The 22,612-nt window shown below is 71.2% G+C and carries 23 protein-coding genes; 12 read left to right on the top strand and 11 right to left on the bottom strand.

Annotation, left to right across the window (positions count from 1 at the left end):
- Positions 1-26: 26 nt before the first annotated feature.
- The 4 genes from E4J16_RS04765 to E4J16_RS04750 form a co-directional block, all read right to left on the bottom strand.
- Positions 27-770, bottom strand: coding sequence for a glycerophosphodiester phosphodiesterase family protein (locus E4J16_RS04765; RefSeq protein ID WP_136192841.1), 744 nt, complete (start codon positions 768-770; stop codon positions 27-29).
- Positions 771-823: 53 nt separating this feature from the next.
- Positions 824-1,918, bottom strand: coding sequence for a M23 family metallopeptidase (locus E4J16_RS04760; RefSeq protein WP_240038272.1), 1,095 nt, complete (start codon positions 1,916-1,918; stop codon positions 824-826).
- A 108-nt stretch (positions 1,919-2,026) separates the two neighbouring features.
- Positions 2,027-3,157, bottom strand: coding sequence for a hemolysin family protein (locus tag E4J16_RS04755; protein ID WP_136313401.1), 1,131 nt, complete (start codon positions 3,155-3,157; stop codon positions 2,027-2,029).
- Positions 3,154-4,512, bottom strand: coding sequence for a hemolysin family protein (locus E4J16_RS04750; protein WP_136192918.1), 1,359 nt, complete (start codon positions 4,510-4,512; stop codon positions 3,154-3,156). The genes E4J16_RS04755 and E4J16_RS04750 overlap by 4 nt, the downstream gene beginning before the upstream one ends.
- A 271-nt stretch (positions 4,513-4,783) precedes the next feature.
- On the opposite strand from E4J16_RS04750, the gene E4J16_RS04745 reads away from it, so the two are divergent.
- Positions 4,784-5,374, top strand: a complete 591-nt coding sequence (locus E4J16_RS04745) for a GDSL-type esterase/lipase family protein (protein WP_136313400.1) — start codon at positions 4,784-4,786, stop codon at positions 5,372-5,374.
- 103 nt (positions 5,375-5,477) lie between these two features.
- Here E4J16_RS04745 and E4J16_RS16195 read toward each other — a convergent pair whose 3' ends face one another.
- The 3 genes from E4J16_RS16195 to E4J16_RS04735 all read right to left on the bottom strand — a co-directional run bounded on the left by E4J16_RS16195 (position 5,478) and on the right by E4J16_RS04735 (position 6,744).
- The gene (locus E4J16_RS16195) at positions 5,478-5,552 is read right to left on the bottom strand and encodes a 50S ribosomal protein bL37 (protein WP_395994430.1); all 75 of its coding nucleotides are present in this window, start codon (positions 5,550-5,552) and stop codon (positions 5,478-5,480) included.
- 182 nt (positions 5,553-5,734) lie between these two features.
- The gene (gene rsrA, locus E4J16_RS04740) at positions 5,735-6,064 is read right to left on the bottom strand and encodes a mycothiol system anti-sigma-R factor (RefSeq protein WP_136192838.1); all 330 of its coding nucleotides are present in this window, start codon (positions 6,062-6,064) and stop codon (positions 5,735-5,737) included.
- The gene (locus E4J16_RS04735) at positions 6,064-6,744 is read right to left on the bottom strand and encodes a sigma-70 family RNA polymerase sigma factor (protein ID WP_240038271.1); all 681 of its coding nucleotides are present in this window, start codon (positions 6,742-6,744) and stop codon (positions 6,064-6,066) included. Before E4J16_RS04735 ends, rsrA begins: the two co-directional genes overlap by 1 nt.
- A 268-nt stretch (positions 6,745-7,012) precedes the next feature.
- On the opposite strand from E4J16_RS04735, the gene E4J16_RS04730 reads away from it, so the two are divergent.
- The 4 genes from E4J16_RS04730 to rsgA all read left to right on the top strand — a co-directional run bounded on the left by E4J16_RS04730 (position 7,013) and on the right by rsgA (position 12,530).
- Entirely contained in the window at positions 7,013-7,522 is a 510-nt protein-coding gene (locus tag E4J16_RS04730; RefSeq protein ID WP_136192917.1) for a DoxX family protein, read from the top strand.
- Positions 7,523-7,825: 303 nt separating this feature from the next.
- On the top strand, positions 7,826-9,997 hold the full coding sequence (locus tag E4J16_RS04725; RefSeq protein WP_240038399.1) for an NADP-dependent isocitrate dehydrogenase: 2,172 nt from the start codon (positions 7,826-7,828) through the stop codon (positions 9,995-9,997).
- Positions 9,994-11,427, top strand: a complete 1,434-nt coding sequence (aroA, locus tag E4J16_RS04720; protein WP_204519942.1) for a 3-phosphoshikimate 1-carboxyvinyltransferase — start codon at positions 9,994-9,996, stop codon at positions 11,425-11,427. The genes E4J16_RS04725 and aroA overlap by 4 nt, the downstream gene beginning before the upstream one ends.
- Positions 11,427-12,530: a ribosome small subunit-dependent GTPase A gene (gene rsgA, locus E4J16_RS04715; protein ID WP_136313398.1), complete on the top strand. Its 1,104-nt coding sequence runs from the start codon at positions 11,427-11,429 to the stop codon at positions 12,528-12,530. The genes aroA and rsgA overlap by 1 nt, the downstream gene beginning before the upstream one ends.
- 42 nt (positions 12,531-12,572) lie before the next feature.
- Here the strand turns inward: rsgA and E4J16_RS04710 are convergent, their stop codons facing one another.
- Positions 12,573-13,898 (bottom strand): MFS transporter, encoded by a 1,326-nt coding sequence (locus E4J16_RS04710; RefSeq protein ID WP_168709462.1) that lies wholly within the window; start codon positions 13,896-13,898, stop codon positions 12,573-12,575.
- A gap of 88 nt (positions 13,899-13,986) precedes the next feature.
- Between E4J16_RS04710 and E4J16_RS04705 the strand changes: the two genes are divergently transcribed.
- The 4 genes from E4J16_RS04705 to E4J16_RS04690 all read left to right on the top strand — a co-directional run bounded on the left by E4J16_RS04705 (position 13,987) and on the right by E4J16_RS04690 (position 16,883).
- The gene (locus tag E4J16_RS04705) at positions 13,987-14,766 is read left to right on the top strand and encodes a helix-turn-helix transcriptional regulator (protein ID WP_136192831.1); all 780 of its coding nucleotides are present in this window, start codon (positions 13,987-13,989) and stop codon (positions 14,764-14,766) included.
- Between the two features lie 169 nt (positions 14,767-14,935).
- Positions 14,936-15,238, top strand: a complete 303-nt coding sequence (locus E4J16_RS04700; protein WP_136313396.1) for a DUF2249 domain-containing protein — start codon at positions 14,936-14,938, stop codon at positions 15,236-15,238.
- 13 nt (positions 15,239-15,251) lie between these two features.
- Complete coding sequence (gene moaA / locus E4J16_RS04695; protein WP_136313395.1) at positions 15,252-16,334, top strand: GTP 3',8-cyclase MoaA; 1,083 nt, start codon at positions 15,252-15,254, stop codon at positions 16,332-16,334.
- Positions 16,335-16,583: 249 nt separating this feature from the next.
- The gene (locus tag E4J16_RS04690; RefSeq protein WP_240038270.1) at positions 16,584-16,883 is read left to right on the top strand and encodes a MoaD/ThiS family protein; all 300 of its coding nucleotides are present in this window, start codon (positions 16,584-16,586) and stop codon (positions 16,881-16,883) included.
- A 26-nt stretch (positions 16,884-16,909) separates the two neighbouring features.
- Here the strand turns inward: E4J16_RS04690 and E4J16_RS04685 are convergent, their stop codons facing one another.
- Positions 16,910-17,323, bottom strand: a complete 414-nt coding sequence (locus tag E4J16_RS04685; RefSeq protein ID WP_168708115.1) for a molybdenum cofactor biosynthesis protein MoaE — start codon at positions 17,321-17,323, stop codon at positions 16,910-16,912.
- Positions 17,324-17,620: 297 nt separating this feature from the next.
- Here E4J16_RS04685 and E4J16_RS04680 point away from each other — a divergent pair, with 297 nt between their 5' ends.
- The 3 genes from E4J16_RS04680 (at position 17,621) to mobA (ending at position 20,391) form a co-directional block, all read left to right on the top strand.
- Positions 17,621-18,985 carry a molybdopterin molybdotransferase MoeA gene (locus E4J16_RS04680; protein WP_136313394.1) on the top strand — a complete coding sequence of 455 codons (1,365 nt, stop codon included), beginning with the start codon at positions 17,621-17,623 and terminating at the stop codon, positions 18,983-18,985.
- 204 nt (positions 18,986-19,189) lie between these two features.
- A complete protein-coding gene (moaC, locus tag E4J16_RS04675; protein WP_275669602.1) occupies positions 19,190-19,720 on the top strand; it encodes a cyclic pyranopterin monophosphate synthase MoaC in 531 nt (176 codons plus the stop codon).
- On the top strand, positions 19,717-20,391 hold the full coding sequence (mobA, locus tag E4J16_RS04670) for a molybdenum cofactor guanylyltransferase (RefSeq protein WP_136313392.1): 675 nt from the start codon (positions 19,717-19,719) through the stop codon (positions 20,389-20,391). Before moaC ends, mobA begins: the two co-directional genes overlap by 4 nt.
- Before the next feature lie 80 nt (positions 20,392-20,471).
- Here the strand turns inward: mobA and E4J16_RS04665 are convergent, their stop codons facing one another.
- Both E4J16_RS04665 and E4J16_RS04660 read right to left on the bottom strand, forming a co-directional pair.
- Positions 20,472-21,347, bottom strand: a complete 876-nt coding sequence (locus E4J16_RS04665) for a hypothetical protein (RefSeq protein ID WP_136192825.1) — start codon at positions 21,345-21,347, stop codon at positions 20,472-20,474.
- Positions 21,348-21,900: 553 nt separating this feature from the next.
- The gene (locus E4J16_RS04660) at positions 21,901-22,470 is read right to left on the bottom strand and encodes a MogA/MoaB family molybdenum cofactor biosynthesis protein (protein WP_136192824.1); all 570 of its coding nucleotides are present in this window, start codon (positions 22,468-22,470) and stop codon (positions 21,901-21,903) included.
- Positions 22,471-22,612: the final 142 nt, after the last annotated feature.

Below are 22,612 nucleotides of genomic sequence, written 5' to 3'. Positions count from 1 at the left end.
TGCGCCCGGGCATCCGGGCGGGAGACTCAGCCGAGCACCTCAAGCGCCATGGCGGGACGGTCAGTGATGACGGCGTCGACTCCCCGCGCCGCCAAGTCACGCATCTGGCCGGGATCATCCACGGTCCACACGTGCACCTCCAGCCCGGCGGTGTGCGCCTGAGCGATGAAGCGGCGGGTCACCACGGGCACGCGGTGGAAGCTCACCGGTACCTGGACGGCGTCGACCCGCCCCCTGGTCCAGGACCAGCGGGTGTGCGGAACCGGCACGGCCGCCTCGCTCAGGAGCATCAGTCCGGCCACGTCACCGATGCCGAGGGAGGTTGTGGCCCGCGGCTCCTGGCGGCGCAGCACCGCCAGGCGGCGAGCGGAGAAGGAGGCGAAGCGAACCCGTTCCAGGGCGTCGGCCTCACGCACCACCTGAAGTGCCGGCTGCACCACCGCGGAGTCCTTGAGGTCGATGTTGAAGCGGATCTGCGGGTGGGCCGCGAGGGCCTCGTCCAGGCGCACGAAGGGGCGCCCGTCGCCCGCATCCAACGCCGCCAGTTCCTCCCAGGTCAGCTCGGCGATTCGGCGAGGATCCCCCGCGGTGCGTGCCAGGTCCGGGTCGTGGGACAGGACGACGACGCCGTCGGCGGTGGCCCGCAGGTCGGTCTCCATCCATGCCAGGCCGAGCTCGGCCACGTGCTCGACAGCGGTCCAGGTGTTCTCGGGGGCCTCGCCGCCCCCGCCCCGGTGGGCGACGACGGCGCAGCGGCGGGAGGGTGGCATGGTCGGCTTCCTGTCGGATCGAGAATGGGCGGGCCGCGGTCGGTACCGTGTGTTCAGGCGCAGTCGGTGGTCAGCTCGACGGCGCCATGCTCCTTGAGCCAGTCCTCCGGGTCTACGGTGGAGGAGTCCTCGACGTTGTTGGCGGTGCGCACCTCGAAGTGCAGGTGCGGCCCGGTGGAGTAGCCGGTGGAGCCGACGCCGGCGATCAGCTGGCCGGCCTCCACCTGGTCCCCCTCGGAGACGTAGATGCCGTCCTCGTACATGTGCAGGTAGCTGGTGTACCAGGTCTTGCCGTCGACCTCGTGCTCGATGGTGACGGTGCCGGTGCCGTCCACCATGCCGGCGGCCACGACGGTGCCGGCTGCGGCGGCGTAGATCGGCGTTCCTGCGGAGGCGGCGTAGTCCTGGCCCGCGTGAAGCTTCATGTAGCCCAGGGTGGGGTGCAGCCGGTAGCCGTAGGGTGAGGAGACCGTGTAGGTGCCCTCGATCATCGGGTAGAACAGCTCGGGGGCGGAGTTGAAGGCGGCGGTGTCCCCGGAGGCGCCGGAGGTCTGCGCGGCGCAGGTGGCGGAGGCGTTCTCATAGGCCTCCCGGATGCGGGCCAGGGTGGCGGCGTCGGGCACGTTGGACAGTTCGGAGTCGGTATCGACGTCGGCGTCGGAGCCGAGTACTGCGGCGGCGATCGAGGAGGACGGATCGGTGGTTCCCGCGCTGGTCGGATCGGCGCTGGTGACGCCCAGGGCGGCAACCGCCTGCGGGCCGGTCGGCAGGTTCGAGGTCAGGGGGGCGACGACGGTCACGAGCGCCAGGACCGTGAGCACGCCGGCGCGACCGGCCGTCCCCAGGCGACTGCGCCTGGGGTGCCGCGCCGCGGGCGGGTAAGCGGTCCGACTCGCCTCGCCCTGCCGCAGGCGGGGGCGCTGGGCAGTGCCGCCGCCCGCGGCCGGGACCTTCCGGGTCGCCGGGCGGACTGCGGCCGGGGCCTCCGGGGTGACCGTGCGAGCCGCGGGCGGCGCGGCTGCTGGCGTGGACGGCGCCGGATCGTATGAGGGGGGAAGTTCGGCGGGCCGTGCGGCTGCTGAGCGCGCGTGTTCGGCGGCTCGCTCCGCGTCACGACGCTGGCGTCGTGTCATGGGCTGTTCAGCCACGCAGTGCCTCCAGAGGTAGTGCTCGCGGCCGTCGTGCTTGGCCGACCGCCGCACTGTAACCAAACGTGATACCCGCGTGCCAGGACGGCGGTCACACCCGTGGAAGGGTCACCCCTGCCCTAAGTCGCGCCTGCGGTGATCCTCGCGCTGCATGGAGTCGTGCACCTCACCGACGAGTTCTTCGAGGATGTCCTCCAGGAAGACGACGCCGATCGTAGTCCCGGACTCGTCCTCAACGCGCCCCAGGTGAGCGCCGGACCGCTGCATCGAGGCCAGCGCATCCTCGACCTCGTCGTCTGCGCGCACCGGCACGAGGGCGCGCACCCGCCACGGGGGCACGGGCTGCGACCGTTCGTCCTCCTCGGCGTACAGGACGTCCTTCAGATGCAGGTAGCCGACGATGCCCGCGTCCGGACGGCCGGCGGCCGGGGCGGAGGGCACCGGCCCCGCCGCGGAGTCCGCCCCGGCGGGCGCCTCCCGGAGCACGGGGAAGCGCGAGTACCCGGTGGCGGCCACCGCCTGCTCCACGTCCTGCGGAGTACACCCGGCAGGCAGGGTCACCAGTGAGCCGACCGGCACCATCACGCTGCCGGCCGTCTCCTCGGAGAACTCCAGCGCGCCGGACAGCAGCCCGGTCTCGTCGTCGAGCACTCCCTCCGCGGTGGAGCGTTCCACGATGGAGGCGACCTCGGCGGCGTTGAAGGCGGCCGACACCTCCTCCCGGGTCTCGACGCCGCACAGGTGCAGCACCCCGTTGGCGAAGCCGTTCAGGGCGGTGATCACGGGGCCGAGAATCCGGGACAGGCGCACCAGCGCCGGCACGATCCAGCGGGCAGCGGTCTCGGGCGCGGAGATGGACAGGTTCTTGGGCACCATCTCCCCGGCGACCACGTGGGCGTACACGACGATCACGAGGGCGAGGACCACCGCGATGGCGTGCGCCCCGGCGGCGCCGGCACCGACCCGTGTGAGCAGCGGGGTGAGCAGGTGGGCGATGGCCGGTTCGGCCACGACCCCCAGTCCGGTGGAGCAGACGGTCACGCCGAGCTGGGCGGTGGCGAGCATGCGGGAGACGTGCTCGAGCGCCCACAGGGCAGTGGCGGCGCGGCGGTCGCCGGCCTCGGCGAGCGGCTCCAGGCGGGCGCGGCGCGAGGAGGTGACCGCGAACTCCGCGGCCACGAAGAACGCGTTGCCCGCAAGCAGCAGCACGGTGAGCAGCAGGGCGAGGGAGGTACTCATCGGCGCTCCGCCCCTCCCCCGGCGGGTGCGTCCGCTCCCGCGTCGGCCCCGTCGACGACGTCGGTGCCGGGGGCGGCGAGCGGGTGCACGCGCAGGCGGGTGATGCGGCGCCCCTCCATGGACTCCACGGTCAGCACCGCCTGCGGCGTGGTCACGGCGTCACCGACCTCCGGCATACGGCCGAGCTCGGTCATGACCAGCCCGGCCAGGGTCTCATAGGGCCCGTCGTCGGGCACGTGCACGCCGGCGCGGTCGGCGAGCTCGTCCGGGCGCAGCCAGCCGGGCACGCGCCAGTCCCCGGACGCGTCGGCGTGGGCGCCCGAGCGGCGCCGGTCGTGCTCGTCGGCGACGTCACCGACGATCTCCTCCACGGCGTCCTCCAGGGTGACGACGCCGGCGGTGCCGCCGTACTCGTCTACGACGAGCGCCATCTGGCTGCCGGTGTCACGCAGCTCCACCAGCAGCGAGGCCAGCGGCATGGTCTCCGGCACCCTGTGCGCGGGCGTCATCAGTGATGAGGAGGTCACCGGCACCTCTCCCCGCCTGCCGTAGGGGACGGCGATGGCGCGGCGCAGGTGCACGATGCCCAGCACGTCGTCGCTGTCATCGCCGATCACTGGGAAGCGGGAGTGGCCGGTGGTGCGAGCCAGGGCGACGACGTCGGCGGCCGTGTCCTGCTCGCCGAGCGTGCACAGGCGGCCGCGGTCGGTCATGACGTCGACGGCGGTCAGCTCACCCACGCCGATGGACCGGGTCAGCAGCGTGGCGGTGGAGACGTCCAGCACCCCCTCCTCGGCGCTGTGCCGCACCAGTGCGGCCAGCTCGGAGGCGGACCGGGTTCCGCTGATCTCCTCGGCAGGCTCGATCCCCATCCGGTGCAGCACCCGGTTGGCGGTGCCGTTGAGCACCGCGATGACCGGCCGGAGAAGAGTGGTGAACCCCATGAGGAAGGGGGTGACCGCGCGGGCGGCCGCCATCGGGTCGGACAGGGTGGCGTTCTTGGGGATGAGTTCTCCCACCACCATGGAGAAGGCATTGACGATGATCAGCGCAGCGGTGGCCGCCACGCCCGCCGCAACCGATTGCGCCAGCCAGGTGGACATCAGCCCGCTCAGCAGGGTGGCCAGTGCGGCCTGCATGGTGTAGCCCAGCAGAATGGTGGTCAGGGTGATACCCACCTGCGCCCCGGACAGGAGCGTGGAGAGCCGGGGCAGGGCGCGGCGGACTCTGGCGGCGCCCCGGTCACCGGCGACGGCCCGTGTCTCCACGGTGGAGGGGTCCAGTGCCACCAGGGAGAACTCCCCGGCTACGAATAGTGCGGTGCCGGCCGTCAGCAGCACGCCGACGGCGATCATGAGCCATTCCCTCACGCCTGGCCTCCGACTGGTCGGAACGTGTACTCAGGGTGAGGATGGTCGGAATCGGAACCGGTGCGGGTGGGGCGCCTGCGCGCCCGGCGAGCGTGTCGTCGCATAGTGCTGGCACGGTATCACCTGGACGCGGCGGGAGTGGCGCGCAGCGACGGGCGCCGGTGATGGCAGGATGGAGACTGCTCGGGGCGCGAGCGCCCTGGGAGGAGTCGATCGGCAAGCGGTTGCCGACTGGGAAGGAGCTGACCGGGTGCCCATGGATGACACGAGCCTGTGCTTCATCGGCGACGAACTGGTCTCCGGCTACGGGGATGCCCGCGCGCTGGGCTGGACCGGTCGCGTGATGGCCCGCACTCCCCGCAACCTCGGCATCATGTGGAACACGCTGGCGGTTCCGGGTGAGACGACGGCGCGCCTGGCCGAGCGCTGGCAGGGCGAGGTCGCCCGCCGTACCACGGCGACGGGTGTCAACCGGCTGGTTATCGGGCTGGGTGTGGCTGATGTGCTCGCCGGGGTCTCGCACGCCCGCTCCCGCCTGGCCATCGCCAATATCCTGGATGCGGCGGCCGGCGAGCACCGGTCCTGCTTCGTCGTCGGCCCGCCGCCCCTGCCGAACGCCGACCCCGACGGAACGGCGGCCCTGTCGCGCGCGGTCGGCGAGGTTTGCCAGCGCCGCGGAATCCCGTATGTGGAGACCTTCGAGCCGCTGCGCAATCACGACCAGTGGCTGACGGACGTCGTCTCCGACGGCGGCGGGCACCCGGGGCAGGCCGGCTACGGGCTGCTGGCCTGGCTGGTGCTGCACCGCGGCTGGTACGAGTGGCTGGGCGTGCCCGCACCGAGGTGAGCCGCGGCGGCGACCACTCGCCCACCGGCCCCGGCAAGCGAATCGGCCGACCACCGCGTGGGTGACCGGCCGATCGTCAGTGCTCGGGTGAATGCCACCCGTCTCAGGCGTTGGGACGCTTGCCGTGGTTGGCGCTGTTCTTGGCGCGTGCACGACGCTTCCGACCGCGCTTGCTCATTCCTGCCTCCTCATATGTGGTGGTTCTTCTCCGCCCCGAGGGGCACGGAACGTCGGGTATTTTCGCACATCGCGCCCGCATGCTGCCAGCCGACCGCCTCGCCTTCGCGGTGAGTGCGGACACATGCCGTCAGGAGAATCCGCGAGGGCACTCGGCTGGCCACCGCGTGGCCGTGCGGCCGGTCAGCCGCGTTCGAAGCGCTCGGTGCGCACGACCGTCGTCGTGATCGTGGTGCCCGAGGCGCCAACCGTCGTCGTGCTGATGCGCGCGGTTGACAGGTAGCCCAGGACGCGTGCGCGCAACGCGGGCGGCGCCTGCTCGGCGCAGCGGGAGCGCACCAGCTCCCGCAGGTGCTTCTCGGCGTCGGCCTGGCGGGAGCAGTGCTCGCAGGAGGCGACGTGCTCGGCCAGGCGCGCCTCCAGGTCGCGGTCGCACTCATGATCGAGGAAGCGCTCCAGGTGAGCGCGTGCCTCTGAGCACGAGCAGGGTCCGGTCGGGTTCATCTCACCCATCAGTGCTTCTCCTCCTCGCTGATATAGCCCAGCTGCCGGGCGTGGTCAGCCAGCAGCTCGCGCAACTGCCGCCGTCCCCGGTGCAGGCGTGACATGACGGTGCCGATCGGGGTGCCCATGATCTCGGCAATCTCCTTGTAGGAGAATCCCTCGACATCGGCGAGGTACACGGCCAGCCGCCGCTCCTCGCTCAGCTCCCCCAGGGCGTCCTTGATCTCCTGATCCGGCAGCTCGTCCAGGGCGAGGTTCTCCGCGCTGGGCAGGCCGACGGAGTCGTGGGAGGCCGCCCGGTGCAGCTGCCAGTCCTCCACCGCGTCCGCGTCGGACTGCAGGGGCTCCCGCTGCTTCTTCCGGTAGGTGTTGATGAAGGTGTTGGTCAGGATGCGGTAGAGCCATGCCTTGAGATTGGTTCCTGGCCGGTACTGGTGGAAGGCGCCGAAGGCCCGGGCGTAGGTGTCCTGGACCAGGTCTTCGGCGTCGGCCGGGTTGCGGGTCATGCGCAGGGCGGCGCCGTACAGCTGGTCCAGGTAGGGCAGGGCGTCTGCCTCGAAGCGGGCCGCACGGGCCGCGTCCGACTCGTCGGCGGGCGCACGGTCAAGCTCATCGGGGCCGGCGTCCACAGGCGTCTGCGCCGCGCTGCCGGCGAGGTCAGCGGCGCTGAGGTTGTCTGAGTCCGTCATCGTCCATGAGCCTAGCCCGCCCAAAGCGCTGGTGCGGCGCAGCCCGCCGCCTTGTGCAGGTGGTCTCATAGCGAACGGCGCACCGGGAACGACGCCCGAGGCATCACCTGGCGCAATACCGGAGGCCGCCCCCGGGGCGGGGCGGGTGAAGGAAGCAATCATCGAGCTGTTCAACGGCGCGGCCCGCCCGCGCATTCCCGGATACTGCATTCCCGGATACTCCCGCCGACTACTGGCACCGGACGGCGGGGTGCGCGAGGATGGGGGCATGGACCTTCTGCGCATCGTTGCCCGCCCGGCTCTGGCCGCCCCCTTCATCGTCGATGGCATTGACGCCCTCGCCCGGCCCAAGCGCCACGCGGAGAAGTTCGAGCAGGTACAGCCCGCACTCGAGAAGGCCGGCCTGCCGCCGGTGCTGCACTCCGACGCCGAGCTGCTTACCCGTATCAGTGGGGCCGTGAGCCTGGCGGCCGGACTCGGACTGGCCACCGGCCGGGCACCACGCACCTGCGCCGCCGTGCTGGCCGCGCTCAATCTTCCGCTGACACTCGTCAACAATCCGGTCTGGGCGATGAAGGGGCAGGATGCGCGCAAGCAGGCACTGTCCGGGCTGATGCGCGGGACCGCAGTGGGTGCGGGCCTCGCCCTGTGCGCAGTCGACCGTCAGGGGCGCCCCTCACTGGCGTGGCGGCGGGAGAACCGGCGCCAGGTTAAGGCGGCCATCGCGGCGGCGCAGGAACAGGTGCGCTCCCAGTACGAGCCGGCGCCGTCGGCCTGAGTCGTTCCGCGGGGCCGCGACACCCGCCACTTGCTCATCGGCCAACAGCTGTTCGAGAGCACCACGCCTTTCCGATGCGTCTGGGGATGCCACTTGTGGCGGCCCCAGGCGCATGCGGCCGCCGCGTCGCGCTACCCTCGGGTACGGGAGCCGACTTCCCCGTCGGCGCCGAACGCGCCCGGGGACGGATCCCGCACGATCGTCAAGGAACACGAAGGACAACGACCGGTGACAGACCAGAACGCCTCCAGCGCCCCCGCCGCGACGCCCGACATCTTCTACACGCTGACCGACGAGGCGCCGATGCTGGCGACCCGTTCCCTGCTGCCGATCATCAAGGGCTTCACCCGCGCCGCGGACGTGAGCGTGGGCACCGCGGACATCTCCCTGGCGGGCCGCATCCTGGCGGCCTTCGGGCTGGCGGACGACGATCTTGCCCGGCTTGGCGCTCTCACCCAGGACCCGGCCGCCACCATCATCAAGCTTCCCAATGTCTCCGCCTCCCTGCCGCAGCTCAAGGCCGCCATCGCCGAGCTGCGCGAGAAGGGCTACGACCTGCCCGACTACCCCGACGAGCCGACCACCGACGCCGAGCGGCAGGTGCGCGAGGCGTACGACGCCGTCAAGGGCTCCGCCGTCAACCCGGTGCTGCGCGAGGGCAACTCCGACCGCCGCGCCCCGCAGGCCGTGAAGGCCTACGCCCGCACCCACCCGCACTCCATGGGCACGTGGAATCCGGACTCCAAGACGCGCGTGGCCACGATGGATGCCGACGACTTCCGCCACAACGAGCGCTCCGTGGTGGTCCCCGAGGCCGGCACCGTGCAGATCCGGCTGCTTCCCGCCGACGGCGGCGAGGCGGTGGTGCTGCGTGAGGCACTGCCGGTGACGGCCGGGGAGGTGGTGGACGCCACCTTCATGTCGGCGCGGGCACTGGACGCCTTCCTGGCGGGGGCGAACGCAGCGGCGAAGGCCGACGACGTGCTGCTGTCGGTGCACCTGAAGGCCACCATGATGAAGGTCTCCGACCCGCTCATCTTCGGGCACGTGGTGCGCGCCTTCTTCCCCCGGACCTTCAGCACCTACGGTGAGGTGCTGGCGGCCGCTGGACTGCGCGCCGAGGACGGGCTGGCCTCGATCCTGGCGGGTCTGGATGACCTGCCCGAGGGTGAGCGGATCCGGGCGAGCCTGCGCGAGGAGATGGCGGCCGGCCCGCGGCTGAACATGGTGGACTCCACCCGCGGCATCACCAACCTGCACGTGCCCTCCGACGTGATCATCGACGCCTCCATGCCCGCCATGATCCGCGCGGGCGGCAAGCTGTGGGATGCCGACGGCTCCATGGACGACACCCTGGCCGTCATCCCCGACTCCTCCTATGCCGGCGTCTACCAGGCCGTCATCGAGGACTGCAAGGCCAACGGCGCCTTGGACCCGCGCACGATGGGCTCGGTGCCGAACGTGGGGCTGATGGCCCGCAAGGCCGAGGAGTACGGCAGCCACGACAAGACCTTCCTGATCCCCGCCGACGGCACCGTCGAGGTGGTCGTCACCGCGGGCACGGGCCAGCCGGCCGGCACCGTGCTGCTGTCCAGCGCCGTCGAGGCCGGGGACATCTGGCGCGCCTGCCAGGCTCAGGACGCGGCCATCCGCGACTGGGTGCACCTGGCCGTGGTGCGGGCGCGCGCCACCGGGGCGCCGGCCGTGTTCTGGCTGGACCCCGAGCGTGCCCACGACCGCACCATCGCCTCCCTGGTGGAGCGCTACCTGGCCGATGAGGACACCACCGGCCTGGACATCCGGATCCTGGACCCGGTGGCGGCCACCCGCCTGTCGCTGGAGCGGGCGCGCCGCGGCGAGGACACGATCTCGGTGACCGGGAACGTACTGCGCGACTACAACACCGACCTGTTCCCCATCCTGGAGGTGGGTACGAGCGCCAAGATGCTGTCGGTGGTGCCGCTGATGAACGGCGGCGGCCTGTATGAGACGGGCGCCGGGGGCTCCGCCCCCAAGCACGTGCGCCAGCTGCTTGAAGAGGACTACCTGCGCTGGGACTCCCTGGGTGAGTTCCTGGCTCTGGCGGAGGCGCTGCGGCACGTGGCGCAGGTGAGTGGGAACGCCCGGGCGACGGTGCTGGCCGACGCCCTGGACGCGGCCACCACCACGCTGCTGCAGGAGGAGCGCTCCCCCGCCCGCCGCCTGGGCGGTATCGACAACCGCGGCTCCCACGCCTGGCTGGCCCTGTACTGGGCGCGCGAGCTGGCGGCACAGACGGCCGACGCCGACCTGGCCGCGCGCTTCGCGCCCGTGGCCGAACAGCTGGGTGCGGTCAATGCGCAGGTGCAGGCCGAGCTGGTGGCGGTGCAGGGGCACCCGGTCGAGTTGGGCGGCTACTACCTGCCCGACCCGGTCCTGGCCGACGCCGTCATGCGCCCGAGCACGGCCCTGAACGCCATCGTCGACACGCTGTGACCGCGCTGGCTGCTGCCCCCTGGTCGGCGCCGGCGGCCCCCGGGCCGCTCGATGCCGTCATCGACCTGCCGGGGTCGAAGTCGCTTACGGCCCGGGCCCTGGTCGCGGCGGCAGTGGCGGAGGGCCCGACGACGCTGCGCGGCGCCCTGCGCTCGCGCGACACCGCGCTCATGCGGGCCGCCCTGACGACGCTCGGAGCGCGCTTCGAGGAACTTCCTGACGATTCCGCTGCCTGCACCGACGCCGCTCTGCGGGTCATGCCCGCACCGCGCCCGTTCCCGGCCCGGGCGGCCGCCGGCGCCGACGGGGTGACTCGGATCGACTGCGGCCTGGCCGGCACGGTCATGCGCTTCATCCCGCCGCTGGCGGCACTGGCAGACGCGCCGGTTCTCTTCGACGGGGACGCCGCCGCCCGCCGCCGCCCCCTGGCTTCGCTCCTGGACGCCCTGGAGGACCTGGGCGCCCAGGTCGATTACCTGGGCGAGCCCGGCTTCCTGCCGGTGCGGGTCGGTCCCGGCGACGGCGCCCTGCTGCGTCCGGCCGACCCGGCCCGCCTCGAGGTCCCGCACCGGGTGAGCGTGGACGCCTCCGGCTCCTCCCAGTTCCTGTCCGCGCTGCTGCTGGCCGGGTGCCTGCTGCCCGGTGGCCTGGCCGTCACCCCCACCGGGCCGGTGCCGTCCCTGCCCCATGTGGCCATGACCGTGGAGTTCCTGCGCGAACGCGGCATCACCGTGGACGAGCCGGACGCCGACGCCCCCGCAGGTGCCCGCACCTGGACGGTTCACCCCGGCGCGCCGCGGGGCGGCACGCTGGTCATTGAGCCGGACCTGTCCAACGCGGGCCCATTCCTGGCGGCGGCGCTGGTGGCCGGCGGGCGCGTCGGCGTACGTCACTGGCCGGCGCACACCACCCAGGCGGGCGACGCCTGGCGGTGGCTGCTGCCCGGCCTGGGCGGCGCCGTCGAGCAGGCCCGTGAGGCGGATGGCTCACTCACGCTGACCGCTGTCGGCACCGGGGAGCTGCACGGTATCGACGCGGACCTGTCCGCCGTCGGGGAGCTGACCCCCACCGTGGCGGCGCTGGCGGCCCTGGCATCCGCGCAGGGGCACGCCTCGCGCCTGCACGGCATCGGCCACCTGCGCGGGCACGAGACCGACCGCCTGGCCGCGCTGACCACCGAGATCAACCGCATCGGCGGTTCAGCTAGCGAAACCGCCGACGGCTTGGAGATCGCCGCTCTGCCCGCCGGGGCACGCCTGCATCCGGCCCGGCTGCGCACCTATGCCGATCACCGCATGGCGACCTTCGCGGCCGTCGTCGGCCTGGGCGTCCCCGGAATCGAAGTGGACGACATCGCCTGCACCGCCAAGACCCTGCCCGACTTCCCCGCCCTGTGGGCGAAGCTGCTGGCCGACCGGGAGGGGCGCTGATGGCACGCCGCGACATCGGCACCGACGATCCGCGCGTGCGGGTACGCCCCGGCAGACGCTCACGCCCCCGCACCAAGCAGCGCCCCGCCCATGCCGACGCCGTGCCCGGCATGGTCACCCGCATCGACCGCGGCCACTACCGCATCCGCCTGGAGGACCCCTCCCTGACCGCCGACGGCAGCGGCGACATCACGGCGATGAAGGCCCGCGAGCTGGGACGCGGGAAGGTCGTGGTCGGGGACCGGGTCGCCGTCGTCGGGGACACCTCCGGCCGCAAGGACACCCTCGCCCGCATGGTGCGGGTGGAGGAACGCCGCACCCTGCTGCGGCGCAGCGCCGAGGACGGGGACGCGGCCGGCACGGAGAGGCCCGTGGTGGCCAACGCCGACCTGCTGGTGATCGTCACCGCCCTGGCGGACCCGGAGCCGCGCCCGCGCATGATCGACCGGTATCTGGTGGCCGCCTACGACGCCGGCATGGAGCCGCTACTGGTCCTGACCAAGGCGGACCTGGCTGACGCCGCCCCGCTGCTGGCTCTTTACGAGCCGCTGGGGGTGCGTTCGGTGTCAACGCGACTGGATCCGTCCAGCCGGGCGGAGGCGTCCCGCGCCGGCGGCGACGGCGTGGAGGCGGTGCGCGCGCTGATCGGCGGGCGCACCTCGGTGTTCGTCGGGCACTCCGGGGTCGGCAAGTCCACGCTCATCAACGCGCTCGTGCCCGGGGCGGACCGGGTCACCGGCGAGGTGAATGTGGTCACCGGACGCGGGCGGCACACCTCCACGAACCTGCAGGCACTCGAGTTGCCGGGTGGCGGCTGGGTGATCGACACGCCCGGGGTGCGTTCCTTCGGGGTGGCGCACGTATCCAGCGCGGACGTGCTGCGTGGCTTCCCGGACCTGACCGAGGTCGCCGAGGACTGCCCGCGCGGCTGCACGCACGAGGCGGGGGCTATCGAGTGCGCCCTGGACGAGTGGTCCGCCGAGGCCGCCCTGGAGCCGGTGGAGCGTGAGCGGCGTCGGGCCCGGGTGGACTCCTTCCGGCGCCTGCTCGCCCCCGCGCTGGAGGCCGAGGACCCCACGACGCCGACGGCGCACCGCCGGTGAGCCGGAACGAACTGGAGCTGCACAGCTGAGTCGGGGCTGGGGCTATAGCCGAGCGGCCGCAGCCTCATTCCGCTTCTTCGCGCCAGCTTCCGCGCTCCGCCGCATTCGAGACAGCAACCGGACATATGCGGCCAGCAGCGCCAGCGTGAGAGAGGCGATGCCCAGTGCCCATATGGGCGAAGTCGTCGCGCGCAGGCCCAGCGCCGCCCAGCTCCCCGCTACCGCGCCGAGCGCACCTGCCGCCTGGCACCAGGCCGTGTCCTCCACGAAGGCGCGGCCACTGAGCTGTACCTGCCGTTCCCCTATCAGTGCGCTGCCCACGCCCCACAGGCAAGTCTGCGCGATGACCAGTCCGGTTGCGCCCACCGGGAGGTTCCCGGCAGGCAGGAACACGGCACCGAGCAGCAGCGCCAGGGCGCCCGCCAAGGCGCAGCCGGTCACGGTGGTCGTGCCACCGACCGCTGTGCGCCCCGCACGTGCAAGTTGAGGGCCCACGGTCGCCCCTATTCCGGTGGCGACGAGTACCCACACATAGGCCCCATGCCCGTAGCGCGTGCCGATGAACACGAGCACGTAGGTGCCGGCCAGGCCGGCGGCGATGGAGCGCAGCAGGATGGTGAGCGGGGACACCAGCGGTCGGGTGAGGAAGTCCCGCAGCAGTGCGAGCGCCGACAGGCGCGGGCCACCCTCCTCCTCGGCGTCCTCGCCGGCCAGGCTGCCGGTTGCCTCCTCCTTGTAGGCGACGCCGCGCAGGCGCAGGGCCACCGCGGCAACCGACAGGACCAAGTTGATTGCGAGCACCGCTGCGGGAGACAGGAATGTCAATGCGGCTCCAACAGGCAGGGCGACGACCCTTGAGATAAACGCGGTCATCGAGTGCAGGTGGGAGGTGAAACGGAAGGACATCTCGGGGTCCACCGCTGCCATCTCCGCGCCGTACAGTTCCTCGGCAACGTCCAAAACCAAGGGGATCGGTGAGGAGGCGATCAGGTACCCGGCGAGCACCGGACCGACCTCAACGCCGATACCGATCAGTGCCAGCGCGACCAGCGCCAGCGCGACGTCGTACACCTCGCACGCGGTCAGCACCCGGCCCGGCCGCCACCGCGCGATGGCTTTGACCATTAACGGCGCGAGCAGATCCTCAATGTTGGTCAGGGTGGAGTAAAAGGCGATCCAGACCGCCGGAAGGGTCGCGGCTACCACCAGCGCGGGCGCGGCCCCGGTCACCACCGCCGAGCCCGTGGCCGACAGCACCCACCCGAGGAGCATCGCCTGCCGCGAGCGCCGGACCAGGCGGCGCCGCGTCTCCTGCTGCGGCGGGCGGGCCCGCTGCCCGCACTTCTGGGTGGATGTCCGCAGGCGCATGCGGGGGATCGTAGCGGTGCACCGCCTCCGCTGCGTTCAGTTGGTCGTTCGCTCACCTCGGAGCCGGGACAGACGTTAGCCTGTGCATATGTCCGTCCCTCCTGTCCCAGCGGTACGCCTGCCCCGTCCCGCCTGGGCGGACCTGTCCGCACGTGCCGAACTGTCCCAGGCGCGTCGGCGCGTGCTTGAGGAGGTCGAGCACGCAACCCATCCGCTGACCGCGGTGCAAGTAGCCCGTGCCCTGAACCTTCACCACAACACTGTGCGAGAGCACCTGGACGCCCTGGTTGAGGCGGGCCTGGTGACCGCCTCAACCGTATCGAACGGGCGCCGGGGTCGTCCGGCCCTGCGCTATGCGCCCGCAGGCCCCGATCCTGCGCAGGTGGTCGGCTCCTACCTGGCATTGCTTGACGCGATTGTTGATCAGCTCGGGGACGGCGAACCTGCCCGACTCCGGGCTCTGGCAATCGGTCGTCGCTGGGCGCAGCTCACGCCTGCGGATCCCGCCGCCCCTGCGCAGACCGACAACCCGGTCGGGCAGCTGGCGAGCCTGCTGCCGCATCTGTCGCTCATGGGCTTCGCGCCAGACTTCGACGGCGAGCAGGTGGTGCTCAAGGCCTGCCCGCTGGTCACCGGCGCCCGCCCACCCCACCCGCTGGTGTGTCTCATGCATGAGGGCTTCCTCAACGAGCGTTACGCCGGTGCCTCAGCAACCACCTCGACTGCTGGGGAATCAGCCGACCCGCCAGCAGGATCGGTCCGATTCTCAGTAACGCCACTTTGCGCCGACGGCTGCCACCTCAGCGCTGCGGTTGAGACGGGGTCGGCCCCGAAGCGCCGCGCCGACCATCCTGTAGTGAGGCGCTGAGCCCAAGCAGCCACCTTGTTTTTCACGCCACCTCCCGTAATAAACTGTGTCGGCTGACGTCACTCGCGTCGGCACGGCCGCGCCCGGTTGCACCGCACCGGGCCGGACCTGCAGGCCAACCGCACGGCAGCACACCCGACCGAGCGGAGAACACCCATCAGGAGGAAACATGAGCGAGGAGCCGAGGCTCATTCCCATCCGGGAGTCCCACTCCCACCACACCTGTGGCTGCGGCGAGACGAGCACCGAACGCATGAGCCTGGACGTGCGGCCGATCCCCCACCGACTGCGCCACCCGGCGGTGCTCGGCGCCGTCTCCTCACTGGCAGTAGGTGAAGGATTCGAACTGGTAGCCCCACACGTGCCCACGCCGCTGCTGGCCCAGATCGACCAGTTGCCCATGACCGTCCGACACACACTGCTTGAGGCCGAGGACGGCTTCGCCCGCGTGGAGATCCTGCGCGTCGGCTGAGTACGATCACCGCATGAGCGCGCAGGCCACAACCGTTGTGCCCACGGCGGTCCCCGAGCAGCTGCTGGATCGCTTCGGGCGCACCGTGCGCGACCTGAGGGTTTCGGTGACCGACCGCTGCAACCTGCGCTGCACCTACTGCATGCCGGCGCACGGCCTCGCGTGGTTACCCGGCCCGCAGCTGCTGACGGTTGCGGAGATCGCCCGGCTCGCCCGGCTGGCCGTGGAGCGACTGGGGGTGGAGCGGATTCGACTGACCGGCGGCGAGCCGTTGCTGCGCCGGGACCTGGAACAGATCGTCGCCGCCTTGTCCGCCCTGCGCACCCGCGCCGGCGCTAAGCCGGATATCGGCCTGACCACCAACGGGCTGGGGCTGGACAAGCGGGCCCCGGGGCTGCGCGCGGCGGGCCTGGACCGGGTAAACGTGTCCATCGACGCCCTCGATCCCCGCCAGTACGCCGCCCTGACCCGCCGCGACCGGCTGGATGACGTGCTGCGCGGCGTCGCCGGGGCGCAGGCGGCGGGATTGGCCCCCATCAAGGTCAACGCCGTCGCCGTGCCCGAGGGTCTTGAGGAGCGCGCTCCACAGCTGGCGGCGGAGTGCCTGCGGCGCGGCTGGCAGCTGCGCTTCATCGAGCACATGCCGCTGGGGCCGCGCGGCACCTGGAAGGCGAACGACGTCGTCGGCGCCGAGCAAGTGCTGGCAGTGCTGCGGCGGGCGGGCTTCGCACTGACTCCCGTGGGCAGACCCGACCGGCGTCCGGCAGCACTTTGGGAGGTGGCCGCAGGTACGGGCCCTGACGGGGCCGACTATCCGGCAGGCCGAGTCGGAGTCATCGCGTCAGTGACGGCGCCCTTCTGCGCCGACTGCGATCGGACCCGGCTGACGGCCGACGGGCGGCTGCTCACCTGCTTGTTCTCGGCGGCGGAGACCGACCTGCGCGGCCCCATGCGCGCAGGCGCCGACGACGAAGAACTGTTGCGCATCTGGGCTGACTCCGCCTGGCACAAGCCCCGCGCGCACGGGATGAACGATCCGCGCTCGCCCTCCGAGTTCACCGCCCCAGCCCGGACCATGTCCGCCATCGGCGGCTAGCGCGACGCACCCGCCCTCCGCCCTCCGTCCTCCGTCCTCACTCGCGCCGAGATCGGTAGTAATAACCACCGAGGTCGGTAGATATAACCATCGAGGTCGGTAGAAACAACCACCCAGATCGGTAGAAGCTGCCTGGAGCGCCGCATGGCGATCTCAGCAGCTGCGGCTATACAGTCAGCCCCTGAGCACGCGCCCCCAGCCCGCCACACCTGGTAACCAGGGACGGGCAAGACCAACGAGGAGAGAGGCTTGGCCGACATCCCCGACTCCAGCACCGGCACAAATGCCGTCGGCACCATCGCCATCGAGCTGCGCTACTTCGCCGCCGCCGCGCAGGCGGCGGGCCGCACCGAGGAGCGGCTGGAACTACCCGCGGGCACAACCCTGGCGGGGCTGCGCGAGCTGCTGGCCGGACGCGGCCTGGAGCTTGCCAAGCTAATCGGCGTGTCCAGCTACCTGGTCAACTCCCTGTCGGCCCCGGCCGACTCGCTGACCGAACTGCACGACCGCGACCGGGTAGACGTTCTACCGCCTTTCGCAGGCGGCTGAGCTCCCCGAGCGACAGCGGGCGGATCTCAGGGCGTATTGGACCAGGCGCGGGAGCCGTCCGCAAAGACCTGCTGCTTCCAGACGGGCAGCCGGGCCTTGACTTCTTCAACGATGTCGCTCACGGCCGAGAATGCGGAGGCGCGGTGGTCCGCGCTCACCGCCACCGCCAGCGCCGTCTCCCCCACCTCGAGCTCACCGACGCGGTGAGCAACCGCGAGCGCACGTAGCCCATCCCTGGCGGCGATCCGGGCCACGATCTGACCGATCACCTCGTTCGCGCCGGGATGTGCCGAATAGCTGATACCGGTAACCCCGCGCCCGTCGTCGTGGTCGCGGACTCTGCCATCGAAGGTGGCGATCGCGCCGGCAGCCGGGTCCGCAACCGCGCTGGCGAGCCCAGCGGTGTCGAGCGCGGCAGAGGTGACTTCGGCGCGCACAATCCGAGCCGTGGCGGACGCGGTGCCGCCGACGACGCCGGAGCCCGTGGGATCGAAATTCGGATTCGTGTGGGTCACGGTTCTCCTCCTTACACCTGCCGCTCCGAGCGCACCGTGCCGGTCCGGACACGACGCCGCCGCATCCGGCCCCAGGGAGGGTACACGCCCCATGCCCGAACTGCGCAGCTGGAGCAACCAGGGTGCGGCCGCCGAGGGCGGCAGGGCATGATGAACCGGTAAGGAGACGCCGCGGCCTGCCGTGGTGAATCCCGCACACGTAAACGCATGACAAGGACCCCGATGACCTCCCCCATGCTGCCGCCCGAGGAATACCTCGCCCGAGTGCTGCGCACCCTCAAGCCGCTGGACCCGGTAGAGGTGCCGTTGGCGCGCGCGCACGGCCTGGTGCTGGCCGAGGATGTGCGTGCCGCCGTGCCGGTACCACCCTGGACGAACTCCGCCATGGACGGATACGCCGTGCGCGCCGTTGACGTGGCGGCCACGCGCAGGGCTCCCGTCACCCTGCCGGTATCGGGCGACGTGCCGGCAGGAGCAGCGCCGGTGCGGCTGGCCGCGGGTACAGCGCTGCGGATCATGACCGGCGCCATGCTGCCTGAGGGCGCCGACGCCGTCGTCAGGGTCGAGGACACCGACCAGGCCCCGGGAGCGGGCCCCCTGCCGCAGCGGGTGGAGGTGCGCGCCGCCGTCGATCCGGGCGCCAATGTGCGTCACGCCGGGGAGGACGTCACCGTGAACCAGGTCGTGCTGCGGGCGGGAACACGGCTGCGGGCCACGGCCGTGTCCGCCATCGCGTCTGTGGGCCACTGCGTGGTGCGGGCAGTGCCACGGCCGCGCGTCGCCGTCGTCATCACCGGTGCAGAGCTGGCTGACGCGGGTAAGGGCCTGACCGCCGGCACCATCCCGGACTCCAACGGTCCGCTGCTGTCGGGGCTGGTGGCCGAGCACGGGGCGCGACTGGCCGCTGTGCTCCGTAGTGCCGACTCACCGAACGCACTGGCCGAGACCCTCCGTGCAGCCGCGGCCGACGCCGACCTCATCGTCACCTCCGGGGGCGTCTCGGTGGGCGCCTACGATCCTTTCGCTGCCCTGGCCGCCGCCCGCGGGCAGTCGGCGGGCCCGGCAGGGGACGACATCGAGCTGGCAACCGCCAAGGTGGCGATGCAGCCCGGCAAGCCGCAGGGATACGGGGCCGTTCGAGCCGACGACGGAAGGCGAGTTCCGGTCATCGGACTACCCGGGAACCCGGTGAGCGTACTCGTGTCCTTCACTACGATCGTCGCCCCCGTCCTGGCCCGCCTGTCCGGCCACGACACCGCCGCCGAGCCGCACGCATCCCATGACGGCGAGAAACGTACGACGGCGCGGGCCGCCGTCGGCTGGCGCAGCCCAAGGGGACGCCGCCAGCATGTGCCGGTACGCTTCGTCGCGTCTCCGGATCCGCTGCCCGCGGGGGCGCCGCCGGACGCCGTCTGGGTGGAGCCGTCACACCGGCTGGGGTCGGGATCCCACCTGGTCGCCTCCCTGCCGGCAGCGCAGGCGCTGGCTGTAGTCGACGCGGATGTTCAGGCGGTCGAGGCCGGAGACCAGGTCCGCCTACTAGCACTGTCAAGCCCCGCGGCCCCGGTACCAGGCCCAGTCCGGTAGCGGACCTCCCGAGCACCAAACCGACCAGTCACCACACCGAGGAACCTCATGCGCCTGTTCCACCGCAACCCCGCCCCGGCCCGAGGAGTCACGCCCGAGCAGGGCCCCGGCGCCGTCGGAGCACCCCTGGAGTCCAGCACTCGGCCAACCGACCACCACAATGGGCCCGCTCCTCACGAGGCAGTCAGCCGCGGGCCAGTCCGCCTGACTCACCTGGATGAAGCGGGCGCCGCACACATGGTGGACGTGTCCGCCAAGCACCCCACCATTCGCACAGCCACCGCGACCGCATTCGTGGCCTGCTCTCCGGTAATAGTCGCAGCACTGCGCGACGACGCCGTGCCCAAGGGCGACGCGCTCGCGGTGGCGCGCATCGCCGGGATCGCCGCAGCCAAGCGCGTACCGGAGCTGCTGCCGCTGGCACACGTTATCGGAGTGCACGCCTGCAGCGTGGACCTGCATATCGACGACGACGGCGTGCGCATCGCGACTATGGTGCGCACCGCCGACCGCACCGGAGTGGAGATGGAGGCGCTGACGGCGGCCACGGTCGCAGGCCTGGCGCTGGTGGACATGGTCAAGGGCGTTGACCGGGATGTGGCCCTGCGCGAGGCGAAGGTGACGTCAAAGTCCGGTGGTCGCTCCGGTGATTGGGTACGTCCGGGAGAGGACCCCGGGATTAGCGGCCTCCCGCCGGTGGCTGATCGTGACAGTGCCGGCCGGGAGGAGGAATGACGCAGGCGAGGCGCCTGGACGTCGTCGTCCTTGCTGGGGGCACCGGGAGGCGCCTGGGCGGAGCATCGAAGCCAGACGTGCTCCTTGACGGCACCCGCCTCCTGGACCACGTGCTGTCCGGGATTGAACACGTGCGCACCGAGCTTCCGCCTGGCCGTGTCGTTGTGGTGGCACCGCCTACCGTCATGGTTCCAGCGGGGGTACTTCAGGCATTGGAGGATCCGCCGTTGGGCGGGCCGGTGGCCGGAATTGCGGCCGGGCTGGCCCGGCTCGCCGCCGTCGAGCACGCATCGGCGACTGATGCGCCAGGGACGGCCGACGTCGTCGGCGGCGGGCGCCTGAGTGCGATCGTCACCTGTGATGCCCCGGACTCATGGCGGGCGCTGCCGCTACTGGTGGAGGCACTGGAAGGGCGCGTCGGGGTGGACGGAGCCTGCGTGGTTGACGGCGATCACGTGCAGTACCTTCTGGGCGCGTACCGGACTGCGGCTCTGGACGCGGCAGTCGCGCCGGGCGGTGTGGCGCTACGGGATGTCGCGGTGCGGCGGGCCCTGGGTGGGATGGACTTGGTTCAAGTCGACCTGCACGCACACGGGGAGGCGCTTACCCGTGCCGCGCGTGACCTCGACACGTGGGAGGACATCCGCGCCTACTCCCGCCGAGATCGGTAGATCTTACATACCGAGGTCGGTAGATCTTACGTGCCGAGGTCGGTAGATATGGGTCAAGCCCGGGCGCAATAGCACAAGGTTCAGGCGCGTTCCCGTGAACGCTCTCGCTTGGTTCGCAGGCCGGTGACCGGTCGCCCCTCGCATGCCGTCCGAGGTAACAACGCGTGCAACATCCCTAGCGCCCGCTCAGAATCGGCTACATCATCGGGCGAGAAATGAGCAATCTCGAAGCCATGCTCCGCGAAGAGCTCGTCGCGCGCGAATTGTCTGGACTGTACGAGATCCGCGTCGTGCATGTATTTGATATGGCCATCCACTTCGGCCACCCTGCGCAGCTTCAACCAGCCAAGGTCCGCATAGCAGGTTTTTGACGCAGTACGGAGCGGCATTTGCGGCGTCGGTGCAGTAATTCCATTGACCAGGCAGACCCGGCGCAGTTCTGTCTCATACGGGGACTGACTCCATGGCGTTGCGGCCTCGACGACGGCACGCGCGCGCCGCACCCCGCGCTCCCCTCTCCGTTTACTCAACCTCGCCAGGACTCGCGCGCGCATGGCCGCCGCCAACTGGTTAATCTCAGCAGCACGGTCCCAAGGACGATCGACGTCGTCGGCGCCGGAGCGTTCACTCTCCCGATGGGGAAGCGCCCCCGTGGCCACTGCGAACAACGAGTCAACGGCAACCAATGCGGCGTCGGGCTCCAAATAACGAGCACAGTCCTCGATAGTGCGTTCAACTCCGGTGACGCGCAGTCCACCGATGATGACGACGTCCTGATCTGGCACCGGGAAGTGGTGGCGAACAACGGGGCGGCGAGCGAGTGCACGACGGCGGTCGAGCGGACCCAGGTCACGACTCGGCGGGCGCATCGGGTCGCGCCGCGTCGGAGGCCGCTGCAAACCGGTCGGCCGATAACGGACCGCCAAGTTCAGAGACTTGGGCGTGCGCCAGGTCATGCCGCCGTGTAGAAGAACGGCGCTCTCCAACACAACTATCCCTTCAAGCGCATCAGCTCGAAACGCTTCAAGCATTGCGCCGTGTACGGCTGCGCGTTGTTCCCAGGCCTCGGCGTCACACGGGACGTGCACATAAACGTCCCGACGTACCTGAGTGAGTCGCCCTGAGCCGACTCCCTCTTCCAGTAGGCTGCGCCCCACAGTGGAGCGCCGCACCAGCGCCGGAGGTATCACGCTTGGTAACTTATGGGGGAACAACTCGTTATCCATGGGGATAGCGTGCAGGAACCACCCGGATCGCCGCTGGCGGCCTGTGGATGGGAGTTCGCGGCCCTGCGCTGAACACGACCTGTGGACGACAGCAACAATGCGGGACGCCATATCTACCGACCTCGGCACGTAACAACTACCGACCTCGGCACGTAACAACTACCGACCTCGGCACGTAAGATCTACCGACCTCGGCACGTAAGATCTACCGACCTCGGCACGTAACAACTACCGACCTCGGCACGTAAGATCTACCGACCTCGGCGGAGGCGGTGAGGCGGGTTCAGTGGTCGCCGCCGCCGAGCTGCTCCAGGACGTGCGGCACCAGCGGGCCCACCACGGCGATGGTGTCCTTGACACCGCCGCGCGAGCCGGGGGCGTTGACCACGAGCACGCCGTCGGCATCACGGCTGGTGACCCCGACCAGCCCGCGCGACAAGCTCGACAACGGGGTCTGGGTCAGCCCGTAGGCGCGAATCTGCGCCTCGATCCCCTCCAGTCTCACCGCCAGCACCGGCGCGGTGCCCTCTGGGGTCAGGTCCCGCGGCGTGACCCCGGTACCACCGGTGGTGAGCACCACCCGCGCCCCGGCCGACACGGCCTCCTCGATGGCGGCGCGCACCGACTCGACGCCGTCGGGCACCACCTTCACGGAGTCGACGACGACGTCGTGCTCACCCAGCAGCCGCGCCGCCAGCGGACCGGAGACATCCTCGCGCTCGCCACTCACGCAGCGGTCGGAGACCGTGATCACGGTGCCCTTCACCGGCTCGGGCAGGGGACGCGGCCCCTTCTGGCGTACGGACGGCGCCTCCGGCACGGCACCGGGGCGTTGTGGAGTCGGCTCGCTCATGTCGGCCACGGTAGTCCGCTCCGCGGGAGGAGCCCGCCCGAGCAGCGCTCACGGCTCACCGCAGGGCGCACCCGTCATGTCTATTTGCTCACACCCACCTTTCTTATTACGGAGCGTTCCGGGACAAACCTGCACGGCTTTT

This window comes from Actinomyces procaprae (assembly GCF_004798665.1).
Taxonomy (GTDB): Bacteria; Actinomycetota; Actinomycetes; order Actinomycetales; family Actinomycetaceae; genus Actinomyces; species Actinomyces procaprae.
This window is presented reverse-complemented; position numbering and strand designations above follow the sequence as displayed.

What these genes read in the sequence shown, in the direction of transcription:
- E4J16_RS04765 (WP_136192841.1), bottom strand. Translation starts at nt 770, where the DNA reads ATGCCACCCTCCCGCCGCTGCGCCGTCGTCGCCCACCGGGGCGGGGGC.
- E4J16_RS04755 (WP_136313401.1), bottom strand. Translation starts at nt 3,157, where the DNA reads ATGAGTACCTCCCTCGCCCTGCTGCTCACCGTGCTGCTGCTTGCGGGC.
- E4J16_RS04750 (WP_136192918.1), bottom strand. Translation starts at nt 4,512, where the DNA reads ATGATCGCCGTCGGCGTGCTGCTGACGGCCGGCACCGCACTATTCGTA.
- E4J16_RS04745 (WP_136313400.1), top strand. Translation starts at nt 4,784, where the DNA reads ATGGATGACACGAGCCTGTGCTTCATCGGCGACGAACTGGTCTCCGGC.
- rsrA (WP_136192838.1), bottom strand. Translation starts at nt 6,064, where the DNA reads ATGGGTGAGATGAACCCGACCGGACCCTGCTCGTGCTCAGAGGCACGC.
- E4J16_RS04735 (WP_240038271.1), bottom strand. Translation starts at nt 6,744, where the DNA reads ATGACGGACTCAGACAACCTCAGCGCCGCTGACCTCGCCGGCAGCGCG.
- E4J16_RS04730 (WP_136192917.1), top strand. Translation starts at nt 7,013, where the DNA reads ATGGACCTTCTGCGCATCGTTGCCCGCCCGGCTCTGGCCGCCCCCTTC.
- E4J16_RS04725 (WP_240038399.1), top strand. Translation starts at nt 7,826, where the DNA reads ATGCTGGCGACCCGTTCCCTGCTGCCGATCATCAAGGGCTTCACCCGC.
- rsgA (WP_136313398.1), top strand. Translation starts at nt 11,427, where the DNA reads ATGGCACGCCGCGACATCGGCACCGACGATCCGCGCGTGCGGGTACGC.
- E4J16_RS04710 (WP_168709462.1), bottom strand. Translation starts at nt 13,898, where the DNA reads ATGCGCCTGCGGACATCCACCCAGAAGTGCGGGCAGCGGGCCCGCCCG.
- E4J16_RS04705 (WP_136192831.1), top strand. Translation starts at nt 13,987, where the DNA reads ATGTCCGTCCCTCCTGTCCCAGCGGTACGCCTGCCCCGTCCCGCCTGG.
- E4J16_RS04700 (WP_136313396.1), top strand. Translation starts at nt 14,936, where the DNA reads ATGAGCGAGGAGCCGAGGCTCATTCCCATCCGGGAGTCCCACTCCCAC.
- moaA (WP_136313395.1), top strand. Translation starts at nt 15,252, where the DNA reads ATGAGCGCGCAGGCCACAACCGTTGTGCCCACGGCGGTCCCCGAGCAG.
- E4J16_RS04680 (WP_136313394.1), top strand. Translation starts at nt 17,621, where the DNA reads ATGACCTCCCCCATGCTGCCGCCCGAGGAATACCTCGCCCGAGTGCTG.
- mobA (WP_136313392.1), top strand. Translation starts at nt 19,717, where the DNA reads ATGACGCAGGCGAGGCGCCTGGACGTCGTCGTCCTTGCTGGGGGCACC.
- E4J16_RS04665 (WP_136192825.1), bottom strand. Translation starts at nt 21,347, where the DNA reads ATGACCTGGCGCACGCCCAAGTCTCTGAACTTGGCGGTCCGTTATCGG.
- E4J16_RS04660 (WP_136192824.1), bottom strand. Translation starts at nt 22,470, where the DNA reads ATGAGCGAGCCGACTCCACAACGCCCCGGTGCCGTGCCGGAGGCGCCG.